Origin of the sequence: Alkalinema sp. FACHB-956 (assembly GCF_014697025.1) — a bacterium.
GTDB lineage: Bacteria > Cyanobacteriota > Cyanobacteriia > Leptolyngbyales > Leptolyngbyaceae > Alkalinema.
Genome location: NZ_JACJRC010000002.1, coordinates 335,016 through 354,818, shown reverse-complemented (window position 1 = coordinate 354,818; position 19,803 = coordinate 335,016). Strand labels below are relative to the sequence as shown.

General features: G+C 50.4%; 16 protein-coding genes. 9 read left to right on the top strand and 7 right to left on the bottom strand.

Annotated elements, in window-relative coordinates; translation table 11 throughout:
- Window positions 1–54: 54 nt before the first annotated feature.
- The 3 genes from H6G21_RS04900 to H6G21_RS04890 all read left to right on the top strand — a co-directional run bounded on the left by H6G21_RS04900 (window position 55) and on the right by H6G21_RS04890 (window position 4,232).
- Window positions 55–972 (top strand): diacylglycerol kinase family protein, encoded by a 918-nt coding sequence (locus H6G21_RS04900; protein ID WP_242041644.1) that lies wholly within the window; start codon window positions 55–57, stop codon window positions 970–972.
- Window positions 973–1,227: 255 nt separating this feature from the next.
- Complete coding sequence (locus tag H6G21_RS04895; protein WP_190571103.1) at window positions 1,228–1,800, top strand: Uma2 family endonuclease; 573 nt, start codon at window positions 1,228–1,230, stop codon at window positions 1,798–1,800.
- A gap of 239 nt (window positions 1,801–2,039) precedes the next feature.
- Window positions 2,040–4,232, top strand: coding sequence for a DUF3421 domain-containing protein (locus H6G21_RS04890; protein WP_190571102.1), 2,193 nt, complete (start codon window positions 2,040–2,042; stop codon window positions 4,230–4,232).
- Window positions 4,233–4,399: 167 nt separating this feature from the next.
- Here the strand turns inward: H6G21_RS04890 and H6G21_RS04885 are convergent, their stop codons facing one another.
- The 3 genes from H6G21_RS04885 to H6G21_RS04875 all read right to left on the bottom strand — a co-directional run bounded on the left by H6G21_RS04885 (window position 4,400) and on the right by H6G21_RS04875 (window position 7,946).
- Window positions 4,400–5,035, bottom strand: coding sequence for a 50S ribosomal protein L11 methyltransferase (locus H6G21_RS04885; RefSeq protein ID WP_190571100.1), 636 nt, complete (start codon window positions 5,033–5,035; stop codon window positions 4,400–4,402).
- A 436-nt stretch (window positions 5,036–5,471) separates the two neighbouring features.
- Window positions 5,472–5,714 carry a hypothetical protein gene (locus tag H6G21_RS04880; RefSeq protein ID WP_190571097.1) on the bottom strand — a complete coding sequence of 81 codons (243 nt, stop codon included), beginning with the start codon at window positions 5,712–5,714 and terminating at the stop codon, window positions 5,472–5,474.
- Window positions 5,715–5,768: 54 nt separating this feature from the next.
- Window positions 5,769–7,946, bottom strand: a complete 2,178-nt coding sequence (locus H6G21_RS04875) for a serine/threonine-protein kinase (RefSeq protein WP_190571095.1) — start codon at window positions 7,944–7,946, stop codon at window positions 5,769–5,771.
- Between the two features lie 476 nt (window positions 7,947–8,422).
- On the opposite strand from H6G21_RS04875, the gene H6G21_RS04870 reads away from it, so the two are divergent.
- From H6G21_RS04870 to H6G21_RS04860, 3 genes are all read left to right on the top strand, one after another.
- Complete coding sequence (locus H6G21_RS04870) at window positions 8,423–8,671, top strand: MoaD/ThiS family protein (protein ID WP_190571092.1); 249 nt, start codon at window positions 8,423–8,425, stop codon at window positions 8,669–8,671.
- Window positions 8,672–8,800: 129 nt separating this feature from the next.
- Complete coding sequence (gene thrC, locus H6G21_RS04865; RefSeq protein ID WP_190571090.1) at window positions 8,801–10,108, top strand: threonine synthase; 1,308 nt, start codon at window positions 8,801–8,803, stop codon at window positions 10,106–10,108.
- Window positions 10,109–10,202: 94 nt separating this feature from the next.
- Window positions 10,203–10,478, top strand: a complete 276-nt coding sequence (locus H6G21_RS04860) for a MoaD/ThiS family protein (RefSeq protein WP_190571088.1) — start codon at window positions 10,203–10,205, stop codon at window positions 10,476–10,478.
- A 423-nt stretch (window positions 10,479–10,901) separates the two neighbouring features.
- Here the strand turns inward: H6G21_RS04860 and H6G21_RS04855 are convergent, their stop codons facing one another.
- From H6G21_RS04855 to cysS, 3 genes are all read right to left on the bottom strand, one after another.
- Window positions 10,902–12,284 carry a TldD/PmbA family protein gene (locus H6G21_RS04855; RefSeq protein ID WP_242041643.1) on the bottom strand — a complete coding sequence of 461 codons (1,383 nt, stop codon included), beginning with the start codon at window positions 12,282–12,284 and terminating at the stop codon, window positions 10,902–10,904.
- The gene (locus H6G21_RS04850) at window positions 12,281–13,720 is read right to left on the bottom strand and encodes a TldD/PmbA family protein (RefSeq protein WP_190571086.1); all 1,440 of its coding nucleotides are present in this window, start codon (window positions 13,718–13,720) and stop codon (window positions 12,281–12,283) included. Before H6G21_RS04850 ends, H6G21_RS04855 begins: the two co-directional genes overlap by 4 nt.
- Window positions 13,721–14,549: 829 nt before the next feature.
- On the bottom strand, window positions 14,550–16,013 hold the full coding sequence (gene cysS / locus H6G21_RS04845) for a cysteine--tRNA ligase (protein WP_190571085.1): 1,464 nt from the start codon (window positions 16,011–16,013) through the stop codon (window positions 14,550–14,552).
- Between the two features lie 425 nt (window positions 16,014–16,438).
- Between cysS and H6G21_RS04840 the strand changes: the two genes are divergently transcribed.
- The 3 genes from H6G21_RS04840 (at window position 16,439) to dtd (ending at window position 18,577) form a co-directional block, all read left to right on the top strand.
- Complete coding sequence (locus tag H6G21_RS04840) at window positions 16,439–17,683, top strand: GTP-binding protein (protein ID WP_190571277.1); 1,245 nt, start codon at window positions 16,439–16,441, stop codon at window positions 17,681–17,683.
- 19 nt (window positions 17,684–17,702) lie between these two features.
- Window positions 17,703–18,014, top strand: coding sequence for a (2Fe-2S) ferredoxin domain-containing protein (locus tag H6G21_RS04835; RefSeq protein WP_190571083.1), 312 nt, complete (start codon window positions 17,703–17,705; stop codon window positions 18,012–18,014).
- Between the two features lie 122 nt (window positions 18,015–18,136).
- Window positions 18,137–18,577, top strand: a complete 441-nt coding sequence (dtd, locus tag H6G21_RS04830; protein WP_190571275.1) for a D-aminoacyl-tRNA deacylase — start codon at window positions 18,137–18,139, stop codon at window positions 18,575–18,577.
- 170 nt (window positions 18,578–18,747) lie between these two features.
- On the opposite strand, the gene cpdA is transcribed toward dtd, so the two are convergent.
- Window positions 18,748–19,548 carry a 3',5'-cyclic-AMP phosphodiesterase gene (gene cpdA, locus H6G21_RS04825; RefSeq protein ID WP_190571081.1) on the bottom strand — a complete coding sequence of 267 codons (801 nt, stop codon included), beginning with the start codon at window positions 19,546–19,548 and terminating at the stop codon, window positions 18,748–18,750.
- Between the last annotated feature and the right edge of the window lie 255 nt (window positions 19,549–19,803).

Here is a 19,803-nt window from a genome sequence, read left to right as displayed (position 1 = left end):
ACCCTGTTACCGATTCCGACCCTAACAACCCACGATCGCCCAATGAATCCTTCCATGAAGCCAAAAGTTCTGTGTATTTTCAATCCCCACGCGGGGCAGGCTCAGTTTCTGCAAAAGCATCTACCAGCGGCGATCGAGTTGTGGAGCCGCTCCGGTTGGCAGGTGGACCTAGCCCCCACGCAATTTGCCGGACACGCCACCCAAATCGCCCAGCAAGCCGCTGAACAGGGTTACGACATCGCGATCGCGGCGGGGGGAGATGGAACGGTCAATGAAGTGATGAATGGATTGGTCAATACTCAGACTGCGCTAGGGGTATTACCCATTGGAACGGTCAACATCTGGGCGAGGGAAATGGGTTTGCCCATGGATGTGCTAGGAGCAGCCCAGGGATTAGCAACCGCCCAAGTGCGGACGATCGATGTGGGACGGGCGGGCGATCGTTACTTTTTGCTGATGGCGGGGGTGGGTTTTGATGCGGCGGTGACGGAAACCATTAAACCCCACGAGAAAAAACGCTTGGGCGCGATCGCGTATCTTAAGCAGGCACTACACACAGGGTTCCAATTCCGAGGGGTACGGACCTTACTGAGAATTGATGGCAGGCGAATTCGGGGCCGCATTTTGATGATTGTGATCGGCAACAGTCAGTTATACGGAGGGGTGGTTAAAATGACAGCCCATGCGGTTGTGGATGATGGATTGCTAGATGTATGCGTCATCAAAGGCCACAGTATGATGGTTGCACCGCTGCGGCTATTTTCCATCTTCACCCGTAACTACAATCGGGATCCCAAGGTGGAGTATTATCACGCCACTCGCATTGAAATTCAAGGCAAAAAGCATTTACCCGTTCAAGTGGATGGTGATTTTATCGGACGCACGCCGTTGCGCTTTGAGGTTGTTCCTGGTGCATTGCAAGTGCTGGTTCCCGAGAAAGCCGATCGGAGTCTCTTTTGTCAATCTTATTAGTTGAGGCTTATTAGTTGAGGCTTATTAGTTAAGGGGAGTCAACTCTGCTTTCAAGCAGCGATCGATCAATGGGTATTACGGGATTTACCGCTAAAATTAGTATAACGGTATGGCAAAGGGAATTACGGATAGATGTGATTCATCGAGGGGGCAGTCGCTAAATCATTCATGCTTTTTTGGCTAATCTATTGGCCAATCTAATCTTGGCTAATCCAAAGGCGGCACTTGCATTTTAGTTGCTATTGGGAGATTGATATGATTGCTTCAAAAGACCATTTTCCGCAGCTCACTCCAGAAGAGTACTTTGCATGGGAGGAACAGCAATTCGAACGCCATGAATATATCGACGGTAAAGTTTATGCAATGAGTGGCGGCACGATCGATCATGGGAATATTGCTGGAAATTTTCTGGCTCTACTGAAAGCCCATCTGAGAGGAAGCGGCTGTAGAACGCTGAATTCTGATTGCCGGGTCAGTATTGTAGGAGCGGCTAAGTATGTCTATCCTGATATCAGCGTGACCTGTGACGATCGGGATCAGACTACAACCCAATACATCACCTATCCTTGTCTGATCGTTGAGGTGTTGTCGCCGGGTACAGAAGCCTATGATCGCGGTCAAAAGTTCAAAATGTATCGTCGTAATCCCTGCTTGCAAGAATATGTTTTAGTCAGCGTGGATGGGATTGAGATCGAACTATTCCGCAAAACTGAAACCGGAGACTGGCGGATTATTAATTATCAAAAGGGAGACACGATGGAGCTAACCAGTGTTAATTTTACCTGCCAGATTGAACAAATCTATGAGGACGTTGTATTTAATGAATAATTTTTTAATGAGTAATTTTAAATTAAAAATTCAAAATGCTCCATTGAGTGTTGTACCTGAGGAGTTAGTTGGAAACTTCTGTTTCCTGGGGGAGTACGATCCATCGGTTCAGTGGATACAAAACAAATACTAGTGAGAATGATAATGATAATGATTATCTTAATATAACTACGAATGAATGACACCCAGAAATTAAATTTATATGACATCTATTGAGAGCATCCAATCGCTGCGTTACCGTGAGTCAAACTTTGACGATCAATCAAGGATTAATCATGGTGCGATCGCTCTATACAGTCTGGAATCAACTTCTCCAGAAAATTCGCAACGTTCTGCAATCTTTATTTCAATTCCCCTTCAAACTTTGGTTAACGAGCCTAGTGGCGATCGGGTTAGCGCTGTTTTGGCAGCCTTCCCAGGCACTGGCTTGGAAACCCACTACCCACGTCTACCTGGGTCAGCAAGCCCTCAACGATGCCCTCGATGATGGCAAAGTCACCATTCCCCGCGTGGACTACGAAAAAGGCGAAATCACCGGCACGATCGGGACCTATACCGTAGACCCGACCATCCTGGCCGCCCTGCGCAGCAATGCCCCGCAATACCGTGCAGGGATTCTTGGCCCCGATGCCTACCCCGATATCCTGACTGGACAGCAGGTGATTCACCCCTCAGATCAGGACACGGGGATTGCAGGCGGTTCCAACGCTTGGCTCCAGTACCTCTGGGATCGCGCTAATGCGGCGAACACCCCCGCCATTCGTGCCTTCACGGTGGGTTACCTGACCCACGCGGCGGGGGACATGTATGGCCACACCTTTGTCAATAACTTTTCCGGTGCTCCCTTTGTCATCGAACCGCCTAAAGGCCCTGCCAACGCCATTAAACATATTGTTGTGGAAGGGTATACCGATAAGCGCCTGGATTCTAGAGCGCTGGATGCGAACTTTTTTAATGCCAGTATCGATGGCGTTTCCGATTTTATTTACAGCAATATGATCGATGCCCGTCCGGGGACGGTGCTGGATGGTCAATTGTTACGCAATGACGGCGGGGGAACGAAATTTTCGGTGCCTCGGATTTATTCCACCATGCGGGCGAAACTGCAACGGGAAATTGATGGCTACTACGCCACTAAGGCCGACTACGATCGCCGGATCGACAATTGCAGATTGACGGACTTCACCTGTTCCAAGACGATTCTCCTGGCGCAGAAAGCGGCTTACATGACCGCAAATGCCATTCCAACGACCTATAAGGAAGCTTGGCGGGATGACATTGACAGTGGGCTGCGGGCTTGGCCGGGAGTCAGTCACGAAGTGGCTAAAGCGTTGTTTTTCAATTCTGGTCGATCGGCGGATACGCAACGGGCGGAGGATGTGTTGCAACGCTACGTGACGGATCATCTGCTGTCGATGTCCGGCGCACCGGATTTTGTCGGACTCACAGCGGGTGCAATTAGTGACATCGTGGCTGCAATCACACCGGATTTTCTGTTACAACCGATTCGGCAACTCAAGGAAGATTTACTGAACACCATGCTGAAAGCCTCGATCGGCATGACGAAACAGGAACTCAAACAATACCTGACGAGTCCTGACAAGTACTTTGACCAAGTCCTGGGTAGTGGTGCTGGGGAAAACACGAATCTGAAAGCGTTTAACTCGAAATACCTGAAAATTAGCGATCCGGGTTACACCAATCCCAGCGAATCCTTTAACCCTCAAGTCATGGCTGCGGCTTACAACACGATGACGATGAGTAAGTTGATCATGCTGGGGCAGGGGGAAATTAACCGGTTGATGAGCGATTTGGGCAGTCCGGCGCGCTTGCAAACAGCCAATGTCATGCTGGGCTTTATTCGCACGTTGGATGGGGATAACCAATGGCCCAATGGCATGGTGCTGGCACGGGATTGCAACGCCTACCGCCAAGTGTTTATGAAGCAACCGGGCGAAGCGGGTTGCACGGTGGCCGGTAATCCCACCCCCACCCCTACGCCCCAACCAGCGGCATTGCAATGGGTGGCAGCTTCCGGTGGCCAGGTTCCGGGCGGTGCGGTGTTGGGTGGCCAGGAACCCGGACGGAGTTTATACATCTGTCGGGCGGGTTATCAAAATGGAGTCCATCCCGGTAAGGTGGTGGCCAGCAATTGCAATATCAGCTACGGCGGACGGGAAATCGAAATCCGCAATTACGAAGTGCTGACGAATCCGGGGCAACGATCGCTGCGGTGGGTGGCGGCATCCGGCGGCCAGGTTCCAGGCGGTGCAGTACTCGGTGGCCAAGAACCCGGACGGAGTTTATACATCTGCCGGGCGGGTTACCAGAATGGAGTGCATCCCGGTAAGGTGGTGGCCAGCAATTGCAACATTGGTTACGGCGGTAAGGAAATCGAAGTCCGCAGTTATGAAGTGCTGACGACTCCCTAGGGTCGGCTCGCTGGTGCGGTAGTCATTTATGCAGGCGCGATCGGGAAAGTTCGATCGCGCTTGATGTATTCCAGGGTTGATTATTCTGCGATTCCTCAATGTATCTTCAGGGCAATGGAATGTTGGGTGCTGGGCTACTCGCAGGTGAAGCACGGGGCTAGATTGCCCTAATCTTTAGATGCGGTCCAAAAATCTGCTGCATAGCGCTTTCCAGGGACTTCTGGCAAGGTTTTTTCTAGTTTAAAAAAGGGAGATTCTGAAAATGCTTCTCGCTTAATTGGATTCAAATAAATAATTTGGATACTTCTTGGATTTCTATTTAGGGATGTGATGATATTGCTGACCACCGATCGCATTGTGCCAATCCCAAAGGGGTTAAAGAAAAAGAGTAAATTGGCCTCCTTTGGAATCATAAATTGAGCAGCATCAAGGCAGTGCACCTCGATTTTCGATGGGGTTCTTGAGCGAAGGATGTTATTTTCAGCAGCCTTGCAAAGTTCGCTGTCAAATTCGACCCCAATGCATTGTTTTGCGCCAAGATGATGGGCAGCAAATAATGCACGACCTAGGCCACATCCAAAATCGATTAAAACGGTATTATGGTCAATGTTTGCTAGTCGCAACAATAGGAAAAGATGGCGATAGGGTGTTGGAACGTAATCACAAGTCCAGTGAGGATGATCGACATTACTGTTGTATTGTGCGAGACCAAAGGTTTTTACATGCAGGAGTCTGTCATAGAGTTCGTCAATGGGATTAAGCAGTCTAGTTTTGTATCCTTTACCCTTGATGTTCAAAAGCATTATTCTATTTCCAGTACTGACTTTAAGACGATGAATTTAATGAATGTCTTGATGTGATTACTCTATCTTGACTCTGTTTTTACTAAAACTAGCATTCTGATCGAATGGTTTAAAAACGATGCTGTTATTGACTGCTGCGACAATTATAAGTGCAACTTTGCAATTTCACTTCGATCGGAGTGTATATGCCATAGGTATCAATTGATAGGAGTAGCCTTCTGTGAGTACCAAAACGAAGCATTTGTACTACAAAGCTTGCCTCAATACTTACAATACTTATCAGATTCATGCGTCGATGTCAGTATCATGTACTGCGATCGTTAATTTTAGTTGATAGAATTAAACGACCCTTTCTACATCGCTGATATAGCACTCAACGATCGATAGAGAGGGATCTATCTAAACGATCGATGCCCACTGTTAAAATCCTGCTGCATTAGAACGGGGTGGTATTAGCCCAAAGCGATCGCTGCGCCCGGTTCATTCCGTAGGCCACCCCGTGGTAGTGGATGCAACCTTGACACTCGATCGGCGGCACAAAAACCGTTGGGGACTCCGGATCGGAATCCTGGGCAAATCCCTGCTGCGATCGTAGAATCTGTTGCTGGCGATAGTCCCGATTCCAAGCTCGATAGCCAGCGCGACGGTAAAGGTAGTCAAACGAATGGGCCGTATCCATACCATGTCCCACCAGGTATTTGGGTCAGGAATCGCGATCGTTGCTGCCTTCATCCTAAAACTTCATTGACCAAATCCGCACCGTACTATCCGACCCCGCCGAGGCAAACCAGCGTTGATTGGGGCTAATGGCAATGGCATTGACCGGACTTGTGTGCTCCATCAACGTCACCACAGGATCCCCTGTGGATAATCGCCACACCCGCACACTTTTATCACTACTGCCACTGATTAAAAATCGCCCATCGGGACTCATGGCCACTTCGTTCACAGTGTCCATGTTGCCTTGCAGCGATCGAATTAACTCCCCCGTTTGCGTATTCCAAACCTTAATGGTTCGGTCTTTACTCCCGCTGGCTAAAAACCGCCCATTCTCACTCATTGCCACAGACATGACCGAGTTCACATGTCCCGTCAGGTTTTGCACCAGCGTACCTGCATTTAAATTCCAGATTTTGATTTGATTGTCCAATCCCCCGCTGGCAATAAATTGTCCATTGGCGCTAATGCAAACGGACTTCACCATCCCTGAAACCCCCGGAAAACTCCGCAGCAGTTCCCCCGTACTCAAGCGCCAAATGCAGACGGTGCGATCTTCAGAACCACTGGCAATAAATTGCCCATCGGGACTGACTGCGACGGAAGTGACATCCCGAATATGACCCTTTAAGACGCGCAACAGCCGTCCCGTCGATAATTCCCACAGCTTAATGGTGGTGTCATCACTGCAACTGACGATCGTTTTGCCATCCGGAGTAAAGGCCAATCCATTCACAGGCTTGTGATGCCCTTCCAAGACCATCAATTGGTTACCGCTGACCAAATCCCATACGATAATGCGATCGTCCAGTCCTGCACTGACCAACACTTGTCCATTCGGACTGGCAGCGAGGGCCAAAATCCAGGAAGAGTGACCCTTCAGCACATTAATGCACAGTGAGTCCGGATCGCCACCGGTTGCCCGCCCCCCAGAAAATGCTTGGGCATTGGAAAAACGCTCTGGTAAAGATTGGGGTGTTTTGAGCGACCCAGAAGGCCGACTGGGAGGGACAGAAGGGGGCGTGGAGGGCGGGATACTACTGTTGCGGGGCGCAGAGGGTGGGGTGCTCGTCCCTCCGGTCGATCGGGGCTGGGCAGACTTGGACTGGGCAGACGGGGAACCACTGAGGGGATGGGCTCGAAACCCAGTGGTGGGCAGATCGCTAATGTTATCCGAGAGAAAATCTTCGGAAGCTTGCCCCCCCCCTGAAGATTGCTGGGACAGGGGCAACTGCGTCACATTTGAGGATGAGGGGGGAGCTGCGGGCTGTTTCTCAGGATGGATTAAAGGCTGGGAAAGTGCCACCCGCAAATCTTGCATGACTTCTGCGGCGGATTGATAGCGTTCGCTGACCAAATCCTTCAACATGCGATCGAGGATGCGTCCAATCCCATCCGTAAACGTAACGCCCCGCTGTTGCAAATTCTCGCGCCAGAGCCATCTCCCCCGCAAGGGATCGTAGAGTTCCTCCGGCTTAGTTTGGGTCATGAGGTACAGACAAGTGGCCCCCAGACTGTAAATATCACTGGCGGGATAGGCACAGCCACTGCGTAATTGTTCGATCGGGGCGTAGCCTTCGGTGCCAATTTTGGTTCCCGGTTGGATAGAGGTCCCACTTTCCTGCAATAACTTGGCCACCCCAAAGTCAATGAGAACCAAGCGATGGTCTAACTTGCGGCGAATGATGTTGGCTGGGGTAATGTCCCGGTGGATGACATTGCGATCGTGGACAAATTTTAAGATAGGCAACAAACCCGCCAGAACTTCCCGAATCTTCTGCTCCCCAAAGCACCCGGTTTTAGCCAATTCCTGGGCCAGCGTTGGCCCTTCGATAAACTGCTGGACTAGATACAACCGACTATCCTGCTCAAAGTAGGCCAAGAGGGCAGGAATGTGAGGATGTTCCCCCAATTCGTAAAGGCGCATCGCCTCCTGTTCAAATAGCTGAATTGCCTTTTCCAGCGCCTTAGTGCCCTTCAATTGGGGAGAAAACTGCTTAATGACGCATTTTGCTTTGAGCCGATCCTCATCCACTGCCAAAAAGGTCTTACCAAATCCACCTTGCCCTAGGGTGCGCAAGATCCGGTAGCGGGCCCGCAGCAAAGGCACCAGCTTTTTACCACAGCTTTCGCACTGTTCGATGCCATCGGGATTGAGCGGTTGTTTACAGTCAGGATTCAAACAATAAATCATAGGGAAGGAGCACTCTGGAACTCAGGAGGAGGACGGATTCAAAAAATCCGATCGGCAACTTTCGCGCAACGCAGAGGATTAATCGATCAGCAGGTTAGGGCACTACCTCTAGTCATTCTACTTCCGATACCTCCGACGATCTTGGATGTCACTACAGAAAACTGTGGAGAAACTGGGGGGCTGCCATCTCAGTTCAGCCTTGCTATTCCTGACAATCTTGCGATCCCCGACCTATCCCCGGCAAGCCTGATAGCCCCGACCATGACATTCGACCATGACCATGACATTCGACAATGACATAGAGGACTTCCATTGAACGCTTCTATGGAGTAGCAGAAGGTTGATTATGCCTGAAATTGATCGTTGCGAACCCCATTAGCTGGAAATTCATTCCGCTAGAAATTCATTCCGCTAGAAATTCATTCCGCTAGAAATTCATTCCGCTAGAAATTCACCCCGCTCAAGCCGCAGAAACTATGCTTCACATCACCGTTAAACTTTTCGCCGTGTATCAAGAGGTCTATGGCTGCCCTGAACTGCATTGGCAAATGCCCTTGGGCAGCACCGTGGGCCATGTCTTCGATCGCATTCTGGCGGAGCAGCCGCAATTAGAAGCTTGGCGCAACCTCACCCAATTTGGTGTCAACTTCGCCTTTGTCCCCGCAGAAACCCTGCTTCAGGAGGGTGACGAAGTTGTCCTGATCCCACCAGTGAGTGGAGGCTAAGCCTCACTGCGCAGCAATCCCGACTAAAAAAGTCGGCTATGTTTGACGTGCGTAAAAACCCCGTGATACCATCAATTCTCAAATACAGTGAAAAACCGCAAAGCCCTTACCTAACGGGAGTTTTAAGCCATGACCGCCGCCGTTTCTCTGAACAATACTCAAAATTTCACCGCCGCCTTTGAATCCCTGAAGTGTAAGGAGTGCGGTGCGGAATACGAAGCTAAAGCTATTCACGTCTGCGAACTGTGCTTTGGGCCGTTGGAAGTGAAGTATGACTACGAAAAGCTGAAGCAAACTGTCAGCCGTGAAACGATCGAGGCGGGGCCGAACTCCATCTGGCGTTACCGGGCATTCCTGCCTGTGGCGACTGATAACTACATTGATGTGGGTACCGGCATGACCCCCTTGCTGGAAGCCAACCGTCTGGCCCGTCGCCTAGGTTTGAAGAAGCTTTACATCAAGAACGATGCGGTCAACATGCCCACCCTAAGCTTCAAGGATCGGGTGGTTTCTGTGGCGCTCTCCCGGGCACGCGAATTGGGCTTTACCACTGTTTCCTGTGCCAGCACCGGGAACTTAGCCAACTCCACCGCCGCGATCGCGGCCCACGCAGGGCTGGACTGCTGCGTCTTTATTCCCTCGGATCTGGAAGCTGGAAAGGTTCTCGGAACCCTGATTTATAACCCCACTGTTATGGCGGTGCATGGCAACTACGACCAAGTCAACCGTCTCTGCTCGGAAGTCGCCAACACCCACGGTTGGGGCTTTGTCAACATCAACCTGCGCCCCTACTACTCCGAAGGTTCCAAGACCTTGGGCTACGAAGTAATCGAGCAACTGGGTTGGCAACTGCCTGACCACATTGTGGCTCCGTTGGCCTCTGGCTCCCTCTACACCAAGATTTACAAAGGCTTCCGCGAATTTGTGGAAGTGGGTCTGGTGGAAGATAAGCACGTCCGTTTCAGTGGGGCTCAAGCAGAAGGCTGCTCCCCCATTGCCAGCGCCTTCCAGGAAAACCGTGACTTTATTTCCCCCGTTAAGCCCAACACGATCGCCAAGTCCATTGCCATCGGCAACCCGGCGGACGGCGTCTATGCCCTCGACATCGCCAAGAAGACCAATGGCAACATTGAGTCGGTGACCGATGCGGAAATCGTCGAAGGGATCAAGCTGCTGGCAGAAACGGAAGGCATCTTTACGGAAACGGCGGGTGGCACCACGATCGCCACGCTGAAAAAGCTGGTGGAAGCGGGCAAAATTGATCCCGAAGAAGTTACCGTCGCCTACATTACGGGCAATGGCCTCAAGACCCAAGAAGCGGTTCAAGGTTACATCGGCGAGCCCCTGACGATCGAGCCCAAGTTGGATAGCTTTGAGCGCGCTCTGGAACGCTCTCGCACCCTGGATCGTTTAGAGTGGCAGCAAGTTCTGGTGTAAGTTTAAAGATTGAGTTTCAGATTCTGGGGGACTGCAATGGATCCCAGAATCTAAGTTTGTCCATCTATCCTTCCTAGCAGTAAATTTCCGAGACATGGCAATTAAGGTTCTAATTCCCACCCCTTTGCAAAAGTTTGTTGGCGACCAAGCCGCGATCGAATGTGATGCTGGCACGATCGCTCAGTTGGTTGATGAACTGGAGAACAAGCATCCCGGCATCAAGGCTCGCCTCTGCGATGACAGTGGCAAACTGCGCCGCTTTGTCAACTTCTACCTGAATAGCGAAGATATTCGCTTCATGGAAAACGAAGAAACCGCTCTGAACGATGGCGATGAAGTCAGCATTGTCCCCGCGATCGCAGGCGGCTGACCCAGGGATCAGCTTGGACAGCGCCTCAAACGGACGGGTTCAGGCTTGGAGAGATTTGCGCCAGAAGGGGGCGATTAGAATGCTCCCCGAAGGTTTCCACTGGGCGAACAGGTCAGTGCGCGAACAGGCCAGTGCGCGAACAGGTCAGTGCGCGAACAGGCTCACCTCAGTAGTCAACCCGATGGCTCAGTTCTGTGAGTCACAACAGCATTAAAAGCTGCGTAAACGCGATAGTACACGATCTATACAAGCGATGTAACGTCGTTCAGCAGCTTATAACCGGTGGTTTTCACTGTACTTAAAGGACTTGGAAGGTCATGCTTCCAGTCCTTTTTCTTTTGGGTTCTGTATGGCTTCTTGTCGGGGGCTGTCTGGCCAGGGTACTGCTGACCAGGATATTGCCCTCCTACAGGGTATTTTTTCCTACAGGGTATAGGTCAAATCTTCAATCAACATGCCCGGTGCCCAGATGCCGCCCAGGGCGCGATGGCCATAGGTGCCCACATCGGGAATGTAGACCTGATGGGCTGTCAGCGCCAGCAAATTCTCTCCCCAAAATGTATAAAAACTATCGTCAAAACGCAGATTTTCGATCGGCGCGACCAGTTCCCCATCTTCTACCCAGAAGCAGGCATAGCGGGTCATCCCCGTCATCCGACCCGTGGGCCGATCGCTCCAGTTGAGGTAATGCAAATTGGAAACATACAAGCCCGTATCCAGCGCTGAGAGAATTTGATCCTCCGCTAAGTCTCCCGGTGCAATATCCGGCGATCGTAGATTCTCACCTTCCGCCGCTCCATTGGCAACCAATTGATATTCCTTAGCGGTTTTGGCGGAAATCAGCGTGTTTTTTAATACCCCATGCTGAATAATCGGGAGAACCGCTGGTGCAATTTCCCCAAACTCGTTAAAGCGAGGCACCGAACCGTGGGAGAAATTCTCGCTCAGTGAAAATTTCGGCGATAGTTGTTTTTCACCACTGCGCATGATCCCGAAGCAACTATTGCCCTGTTGGATATCCGCTTCACTCACGCCCCCCCAGGACATCATGTAGACCATTTCGGCGATCGCCGCAGGAGCCAGGTAAGTGCGATACTGCCCGCGATCGAGCCGTCGGGGATCGCAGGAGAGTCGTTGGAGTTGCCGTCGAGAGTTTTGAATGGTGTCCCAGTAGGCGGCTTGATCCCAATCGCGCCCTGCGAACGTTCCTTTGACGGCCATTCCCGTCCCCGCAAAGAACGAGTAATCCAGGGAAAAGGTTTCCGTCGCGAACCAGTGAAATTGCCCCTGGGAATCGGCATAGGCCCGTACCATCAGCCCTCCAGCATAGATCCCGGCAAAGTCCACATCAGCAACGGCGGATAACACTTCCGTCATGAGGGTTTGCGCGGGCAGGAGAGAGCCAACGTGCACTTCATGGCTGTGACGATCGCCCTGGGGGAGCACCAAGTAAGGATTTTCAGGCAATTGGGGTAATTCCCAACGCAAAAACTTGAGTGCCTCTGCCAGTATTTGGCGATCGGTGAGCCAATCGCCAGTTAACGGAAATTCTCGATAGCTACTCCGTTGATTCGCAATCCACATTAAGCGTAGAACGGCGTCTTCAACCTGCCCTGTTTGCCGAACTTTGGCTTGGTTAAAGCGTGTAAATTGACTTTTTTCTGCAATCAGCGTCAGGGTAAATTGTTCGTGGCTTCGCCGCTGGTTGTTGAGATAGTCAACCACCTGCTGAAAAGCGATTTCTAAACTGTGCGAAAGATTAATAGACTGCCGCGACGTTAGTCGCTGGGGCATCACTAAATTCATGCGCCTCCTCCAAACACCTCAACATTTGCAAATGCCGCCACCGGGGAACCATGGCCGACGGAAATGATTTGATTGGGTTCACCTTTGCCACAGCTTGGGGTGCCATACATTTGCCAAGACTGCCGATCGCCCACTTGCACCAAGCTGTTCCAAAATTGTGGCGTGACGCCCCGATAGTTGGGATTACGCAGGGTTTTTGTGAATTGTCCATTCTCAATTAGTTTGGCATATTCACAACTGAACTGAAATTTATGGCGCTGATCATCGATTGACCAAGATCGGTTTGCTTCCATATACACACCCCGTTCAATGCTGGCAATCATGTCCGCAAAGGCCGTTTGCCCAGGTTCTAGATTGAGATTAGCCATGCGATCGATCGCGGGACGGTTCCAGGTACTGGCCCGCGCACAGGCCACCCCCGGCACCCCTAACCGATCCTGACTTTCCAGGCTACCCAATCCCCGTTGCAAAATTCCATCGCGAATTAAAAATTCCCGCGTCGCAGGCACCCCCGTATCATCAAAGGCGTAGCTGGCATATTCACCCGCGATCGTCGGATCAAACGTAATATTCATCAACGGCGATCCATAGATCAGCTGACCAAAATCCTCCGGTTTGACAAAACTGCCCCCTGCATAATTGCGCTCATCCCCCAGAATGCGATCGAGTTCCAGCGGATGTCCAACACTTTCATGGATTTGCAATAACATTTGATCTGGTGCTAACACCAGTGTTGTTGTTTCTGTCGGGCATTCCTCTGCACTGAGTAACTCAACCGCCTGTTCTCCAATGGTTTGCACCCGTTGCCATAAGTTATCTTCAATAAAAAACTCGAATCCTCCCTGATAGCAGCGAGCAAACCAACCGTGATCCGATCGACGCTGCACACAGGATCCATCTTGGGCTGTAGCAGCATAATCCGTTCCCACTCGAAAAAAACGCTGATAAACTTGGGATCCGTTGCTACTCACAAACCAGGATTCCGTTTCCGTCGTCATGGCCGCTGCGCTGGTTTGCACGATCTGTTCACTCACCCGCAGCTTGGCGCAAATTTGGGTCAAGGTTGCGTAGAGTTCACTGGGAGCCAGGGCATCAAAGTCGATGCTTAAAGGGGATACATATTGCCCGACGACTTTTGGACGGGCTGTAACCAGAACGGGATGGAGGTTCCACTCACTAGCCGCGAGCGCCTGGTAGTAGGCATCCCATAGGGCAGCTCGCACGCGATCGGCCTGTAAGGAATTGGTAGCGGCATAGCCAACTTGGCCTTTTACCAAGACTTCAACCATCACGCCAGAGCTCAAAGTACTGCCATTGCTGTCTGGCAGGCCATCGCGTACCGTCCGGGTGGTGGTAGTTTCTTTTACCGATCGTAGACCTATCCAGTCTACGGGTAAGTCAATAGATTGGATCAGAGATTCAAGTTCAGCAATCATGCCTGTGGTAGACGCTCACTGAGGTAACGATTTTCAGTTGTGCCCGGACAAAGGAATTCCGATTAAAAATTAGTTGTCAGGAATTTAATTCTAATCGTGAACTCGCCTAGGCGAGGTGGGTAGAAACTCGGCTTGGAGGAAGTTTCATAGCTTAATTTTTTCTGACAGTGCAGTTGAACAAACTATGAGTTTAAACAGGACAATGAATTCAGCCAGGACTTGAATAGGCGTGACCTATGGAGTCAAGACTGCGAGAAGTCTCCATATTCTACGCCAAACCCTTCCCTAGACAAGTATCTGCCGATAGAATCTAAGTCTGTACCAGCAAGAAGGGTTCAACTTTTTGGGTTAATAATTCAGAAAAAGTCCTATAGAACTCGGTTTAAATTTGATGATTTAATCAAAACCATTTCAATCGACTTATAAAGTATGATTTCTCGATTTTAAATAGCCCAATCTTGTGTATTCCACAGTTTTTATCGCTGCATAGTCCAAGTCATAAGGTAATTATTAACCCTCAGAGGAACTGGCTAGCTCAGTCATTGACAACCGAAGCAAAGTGTTGAAAATCTCCAACACCCCCAACCATCGCCCATGGGATCGGCAGCGTTCCTAGCTCCTCTCTAGTTCGATCATCGCTGGTTCGCCCATGATAAGCTCCCCTGGCATAACAAATTGATCTGGCATAGATGTTTGTATGTGATGTTTGATGTGATGTCTGATGTGGCATGGATGTCCTGTGAGATATCCTATGGGATGTCCTGGGACAAAAACGTAGCACCACCATTAATGACGGACGATCGAGGAAATGCAGGGGAAAAAGGAGGACTTAAGGATTACGGTGCCAACGAGTCACCCCCCCCGGCTGATCAATCAAACTAATCCCTTGGGCTTGTAACTCATTGCGGATCCGATCGGCTTCGGCGAAATTCTTGGCTTTCTTCGCGGTCGATCGCTGGGCGATTAGCGCTTCGATCTCGGCCTCCGAAGGCCCTGACTCCGGATCCTCATGGGTTTCCGTCGGTTGTGCCACCAGTCCCAACACCGCTGCCAGGGCGACTAGCGTGTGCCATTGACCTTTCAATTGATCTGGGGAACTTTCGGTCTGCCCTTGGTGTACCAAGAGATTCGCTTCCCGTTGCAATTTTTTCGCTAAATCGAAGATGACGGCTAGTGCCCCAGCGGTATTGATGTCATCGTCCATGGCGCTTTGGAAGGCTTCGATCGCTTGGGGATCCAGTCTGTCCTTAGACCAAGCCGTAGAAATATCCTGCCAACCTAATTTCGCGCCGACTTCGTAGCCAAATAGCAAACCTTCCTTCAGCGTTTTCCACCCGTTATTGGCGGCGGTGATCGCCTCATCGGTAAAGTCGATCGGTTTACGGTACTGGGCACCCAGAACAAATAGACGCATAACCATGGGATCCACGCCACCTTTATCGAGCAAATCGCGGATGGTCGTGAAGTTGCCCAGGGACTTGGACATTTTTTCGCCCCCGACATTCACCATGCCGTTATGTAACCAGTAAGTCGCCAAGGGTCGCCCGGTGGCCGCTTCAGACTGGGCGATTTCATTTTCGTGGTGCGGAAAAATTAGATCCCCGCCCCCCACGTGAATATCGATCGAATCCCCTAGACGATCGCGCACCATGGCCGAGCATTCGATATGCCAGCCGGGACGACCTTTCCCCCAGGGCGATTCCCAAGAGGGCTCACCCGGTTTTGCTGCTTTCCACAGGGCAAAGTCGAAGGGATCCTTCTTTTTCACCGTTTCCTCATCCACACGGCCACTGGCTCCGGCTTCCAAGTCCTCCAGCTTACGACCGGATAGCTTGCCATAGTCGGCCTTGGAACGCACGGCGTAGTAAACATCCCCATCGGTGGCGTAGGCAACCCCTTTGGTTTCTAGCTCATGGATCAGGCGTTGAATTCCATCGATCGTGTGGGTAGCACGGGGATAGTCGTCAGCACGGCGAATGTTGAGCCGATCCATGTCTTCAAAATAGGCTGCAATGTACTTTTCGGACACCGCATCCATGGTGGATCCTTCTTTCCTGGCTCGCCGCAGGATTTTGTCGTCAATGTCGGTGAAATTTTGCACATACTGCACTTGGTAGCCCCGCCATTCCAAGTAGCGCCGCACCGTATCCCAGGCAATATACGATCGAGCATGTCCCAGGTGGCAATAATCATAAACGGTGACCCCACAGCAATACATCTTCACCGTCCCCGGTTCCAAGGGTTGGAAGGCTTCTTTACGACGGGTTAGGGTGTTGTATAGGGTCAGGGACATGGTGAAACTCAGCAATAGCGAAACAATAGCGAAACAGTAGCCAAACCAGACAGTAGCTAAACGCTAAACCAGACAGTAGCCAAGCAATGGCAAAACTACCCCAGGGGAGCGTTTGGCAGAAGCGATCAGCTACGAGATCTAGCCTGAGCGATCGCAGAATGCCAACCCAACGAAGATCCCGTCCAACAGCGCTCCCAATGGGAACTGGATCCGAACATCCGTTGCAGGCATTTCCTTGAACTTTCACAACTGATTAGTTGTTTAAGGTAAGCTAGATTGTGAGAAGGTGCGGTGACTTCAAGAGCCCAATCCACCCTTCGCTCAAGCGTGCCTTTAAGCGCATTTTTAATTAAGCGCATCTTTCCAGTGTAACCACTTTCTGTTGCTGCAAACTCGCCATGTCTTCAGTTGCTGTTCTCGACAAAATGGATACGCCTAAAACGGGGATGCCCGTCACCATCATCACCGGATTTTTGGGGAGTGGAAAAACCACCCTGCTCAACCATATTTTGTCCAATCAACAGGGGGTCAAGACAGCGGTATTGGTCAACGAGTTTGGCGAGATTGGCATCGATAATGAGTTAATTATCCAAACGGACGAAGACAATACGATGGTGGAGCTCAGCAATGGTTGTATTTGTTGCACCATTAACGAGGATTTGGTTAACGCAGTTTACAAAGTGCTAGAGCGATCGGACAAGATTGATTATCTCGTGGTGGAGACGACGGGTTTAGCTGACCCACTCCCGGTGGCTTTGACGTTTTTGGGGAGTGAGTTGCGGGATTTGACCCGACTGGATTCCATTATTACCGTTGTCGATTCTGAAAACTTCAGTGTTGATCTATTCAACAGCCAAGCCGCTTACAGCCAACTGGCCTATGGCGATATCATCTTGCTGAACAAAGCAGATCTCGTCGATTCAGCAGACTTGGATTTGTTGGAAGTGCGGGTGCGGGAAATGAAGGAAGGCGCACGCATTCTCCGCACAACCAAAGGGAATGTGCCGCTGTCTTTGCTGCTGAGCGTGGGGCTATTTGAGTCTGATAAGTATTTTGAGACTGAGCCCAAAGCGTTAGAGCACGCCGGTCACAGCCACAGTTCTAGCCATGGTTCTAGCCACGATCACAGCCACGAGCATGATCACAGCCATGACCACAGCCATGACCACCATGATCATTCCAATTGTGATCACGACCATGGTCATTGTGAACACGATCATGGTGATCATGAACACCATCACGATCATCACGATCATTCCAACTGCGATCATGACCATGGGCATTGTGAGCATGAACATCACGAGCATCATGACCATCATCACCACCATCACCACTCCGACCACTTGGAAATGGATGGGTTTACATCCCTATCGTTCCAAAGCGATCGCCCCTTTGCGATTAAAAAGTTTCAGTACTTCCTCGACAATCAACTGCCAGAAAACGTATTCCGAGCTAAAGGGATTCTTTGGTTTGAAGAAAGCCCTAAGCGGCATATCTTCCATTTGAGTGGTAAACGGTTTTCCTTGGATGATGATCAGTGGAAAACTAACGATCGCAAAAATCAACTAGTTCTCATTGGCCAAAACCTCGATCATGATGCGCTCCGGCAGCAGTTAAATGCCTGCTTGACGATCGCCAGTCATGGTCGGGGCAAAGGGTTTGGGAGTTAATTCTGGTCTTCCATGATCTATGACAATTCAGCCACGCCAAGTTCTCGTCTGTCAATATCAAAACTGTATGGCACGAGGGGCCACAGAACTTTTGGAGCAATGGCAAGCGCGATCGCTGCCAGAGAATGTTGAATTAGTGGCTAGTGGCTGCCTGGGCCAATGTAATTTGGGGCCTTCGGTACAGGTGCTACCCGATCAGGTGTGGTATTGCGAGGTCAAACCCCGGCACATTGATCTGATTATCGAGCAACACTTGCAACAGAATCAGCCCGTTCAAGCGTTACTCAATCCTCGTTTTCACTGGAATGGGGTATTGCCGAGAGATCACTAGATCAGTAACGGAAATCACCTGACTATTCGACTGGTATTTTTGCACCACTGACACCCTGCCCAAACACTGAGGTGAAAACATTGAGGTGAAAATATTGAGATGAAAATATTGAGGTGAAAACGATGAGAGTGGTTGTGCAACGTGTACTGGCTTCGCAAGTCACGATCTCGGGAGAGGTGGTGGGCAAAATTGGGCGAGGGCTGAATTTACTAGTCGGCATTACCGATAGCGATAGCGAAGCCGAACTGGACTGGATGGCCCAAAAATGTCTAGATCTGCGCATTTTTCCAGCGGGGGAAGCGGGGCGGTTCGATCGTTCAGTGCAAGAAATTCAGGGCGCACTATTGGTGGTCAGCCAATTTACACTCTATGGGGATTGTCGCAAAGGCCGCCGCCCTTCCTTCGATCGGGCCGCTAATCCAGCTCTGGCTGAACAACTTTACGATCGCTTTGTTGACAAGTTACGGGCGAGTGGACTGACCGTGGAAACTGGAAAATTTGGAGCGAATATGCAAGTAGCGATCGAGAATGACGGCCCCGTTACGTTAATCCTAGAGCGTTAATCCTAGAGCGTTAATTCTAGAGCGTTACTCTTAGCGTGTTCAGCCTAGAGTGGGTTCAGCTTAGAGCGCGTTCAGCCTAGAGTGGGTTCATTAGCACAACTAGACTCCCGACAAGTAACGGGAAACGGCAGGGAATCTAGTTTGCAAGGCAGTCTAGATTCAAGCTGGGTTCAATATCCCTCATAACAGGTCATATCCACCTGACGATCGTAGTTTACTCGGTGAATCCTACTGTGCCAAGATCCGTCGGGATAGAGGTCTACAGAGCGAAATCCTGGGGAACAATCGTCTAGGGCAAAGGTTGCACTTCCCCGAGCAAATTGGATGCATGTGGAGGGAGCCGCCAAGTAAGTCACACCCTTACGCTCCAGTTGGAACTCCTGGTGAATATGGCCAAACAGGACAAGCTTAACTTGAGGATGGCGATCGATGACTGCAAACAAATCATCGGGGTTTTGGAGCGCACTATTGTCTAGCCAAGCGGTATCTAAAGAAAACGGTGGATGATGCAGAGAAAGCAACGCCGGGGTTTCTGCCTGTTGGCTGAGTTGGCGATCGAGCCAATCCAAGGTTTCTTGGGATAGGTAACCCGGAACCTCCCCAGGAATTTGTGAATTCAATAAGATAAAGTGCCAATTTCCCTGTTTAAACTGCTTGTCTCCCAAAAAAGGAGCTTGGGTCAGGATAGGCACCATATTTTCTAGGCAATCGTGGTTACCCGGAAGCCAGTAAATGGGAATATTTAATCCGTGCAGGCTATCATAAACCTGCTCATAGGACACTAGAGAACCATCCTGGGACAGATCTCCCGTCAGTAACATGAAATCGGGCAGCGATGGCAATTGCATCACTTGCTTAACAACATTTTCTAACGAATCTGCTGTTGGAAGACCAATTAGATTTTGATTACGCTCACGAAACAGGTGCGTATCCGTCAATTGGACGATTTTGAGGGGAGAAACAGGAACCATCAGTCATCTAAATCTATGGAACAGAAGAGAACGTCAAAAAATAGAAACACCGATCAATCAATGAACACTGACTTCTATCGCCTCAGCTTTCAACCTAAACCCCGAGAATTGGCTGGGCAACGTCTCAAGATGATTCGCCCCCATCCTGGTGAATGAATCCTAATATTTGCAAGACTGACCCTTCATCGATCGACAAATGGGATCGGACTACAAACAGTGGGAAGGACTGAGCAGATTACTGGATATTAAGCAGAG

Bases quoted from the DNA above. Each gene is read 5' to 3' on its own strand.
- thrC (WP_190571090.1), top strand. From the start codon at position 8,801: ATGACCGCCGCCGTTTCTCTGAACAATACTCAAAATTTCACCGCCGCC.
- H6G21_RS04885 (WP_190571100.1), bottom strand. From the start codon at position 5,035: ATGCTTTTGAACATCAAGGGTAAAGGATACAAAACTAGACTGCTTAAT.
- H6G21_RS04870 (WP_190571092.1), top strand. From the start codon at position 8,423: ATGCTTCACATCACCGTTAAACTTTTCGCCGTGTATCAAGAGGTCTAT.
- dtd (WP_190571275.1), top strand. From the start codon at position 18,137: ATGAGAGTGGTTGTGCAACGTGTACTGGCTTCGCAAGTCACGATCTCG.
- H6G21_RS04900 (WP_242041644.1), top strand. From the start codon at position 55: ATGAAGCCAAAAGTTCTGTGTATTTTCAATCCCCACGCGGGGCAGGCT.
- H6G21_RS04880 (WP_190571097.1), bottom strand. From the start codon at position 5,714: ATGGATACGGCCCATTCGTTTGACTACCTTTACCGTCGCGCTGGCTAT.
- H6G21_RS04860 (WP_190571088.1), top strand. From the start codon at position 10,203: ATGGCAATTAAGGTTCTAATTCCCACCCCTTTGCAAAAGTTTGTTGGC.
- cpdA (WP_190571081.1), bottom strand. From the start codon at position 19,548: ATGGTTCCTGTTTCTCCCCTCAAAATCGTCCAATTGACGGATACGCAC.
- H6G21_RS04840 (WP_190571277.1), top strand. From the start codon at position 16,439: ATGGATACGCCTAAAACGGGGATGCCCGTCACCATCATCACCGGATTT.
- H6G21_RS04850 (WP_190571086.1), bottom strand. From the start codon at position 13,720: ATGATTGCTGAACTTGAATCTCTGATCCAATCTATTGACTTACCCGTA.
- H6G21_RS04835 (WP_190571083.1), top strand. From the start codon at position 17,703: ATGACAATTCAGCCACGCCAAGTTCTCGTCTGTCAATATCAAAACTGT.
- H6G21_RS04875 (WP_190571095.1), bottom strand. From the start codon at position 7,946: ATGATTTATTGTTTGAATCCTGACTGTAAACAACCGCTCAATCCCGAT.
- H6G21_RS04895 (WP_190571103.1), top strand. From the start codon at position 1,228: ATGATTGCTTCAAAAGACCATTTTCCGCAGCTCACTCCAGAAGAGTAC.
- cysS (WP_190571085.1), bottom strand. From the start codon at position 16,013: ATGTCCCTGACCCTATACAACACCCTAACCCGTCGTAAAGAAGCCTTC.
- H6G21_RS04855 (WP_242041643.1), bottom strand. From the start codon at position 12,284: ATGAATTTAGTGATGCCCCAGCGACTAACGTCGCGGCAGTCTATTAAT.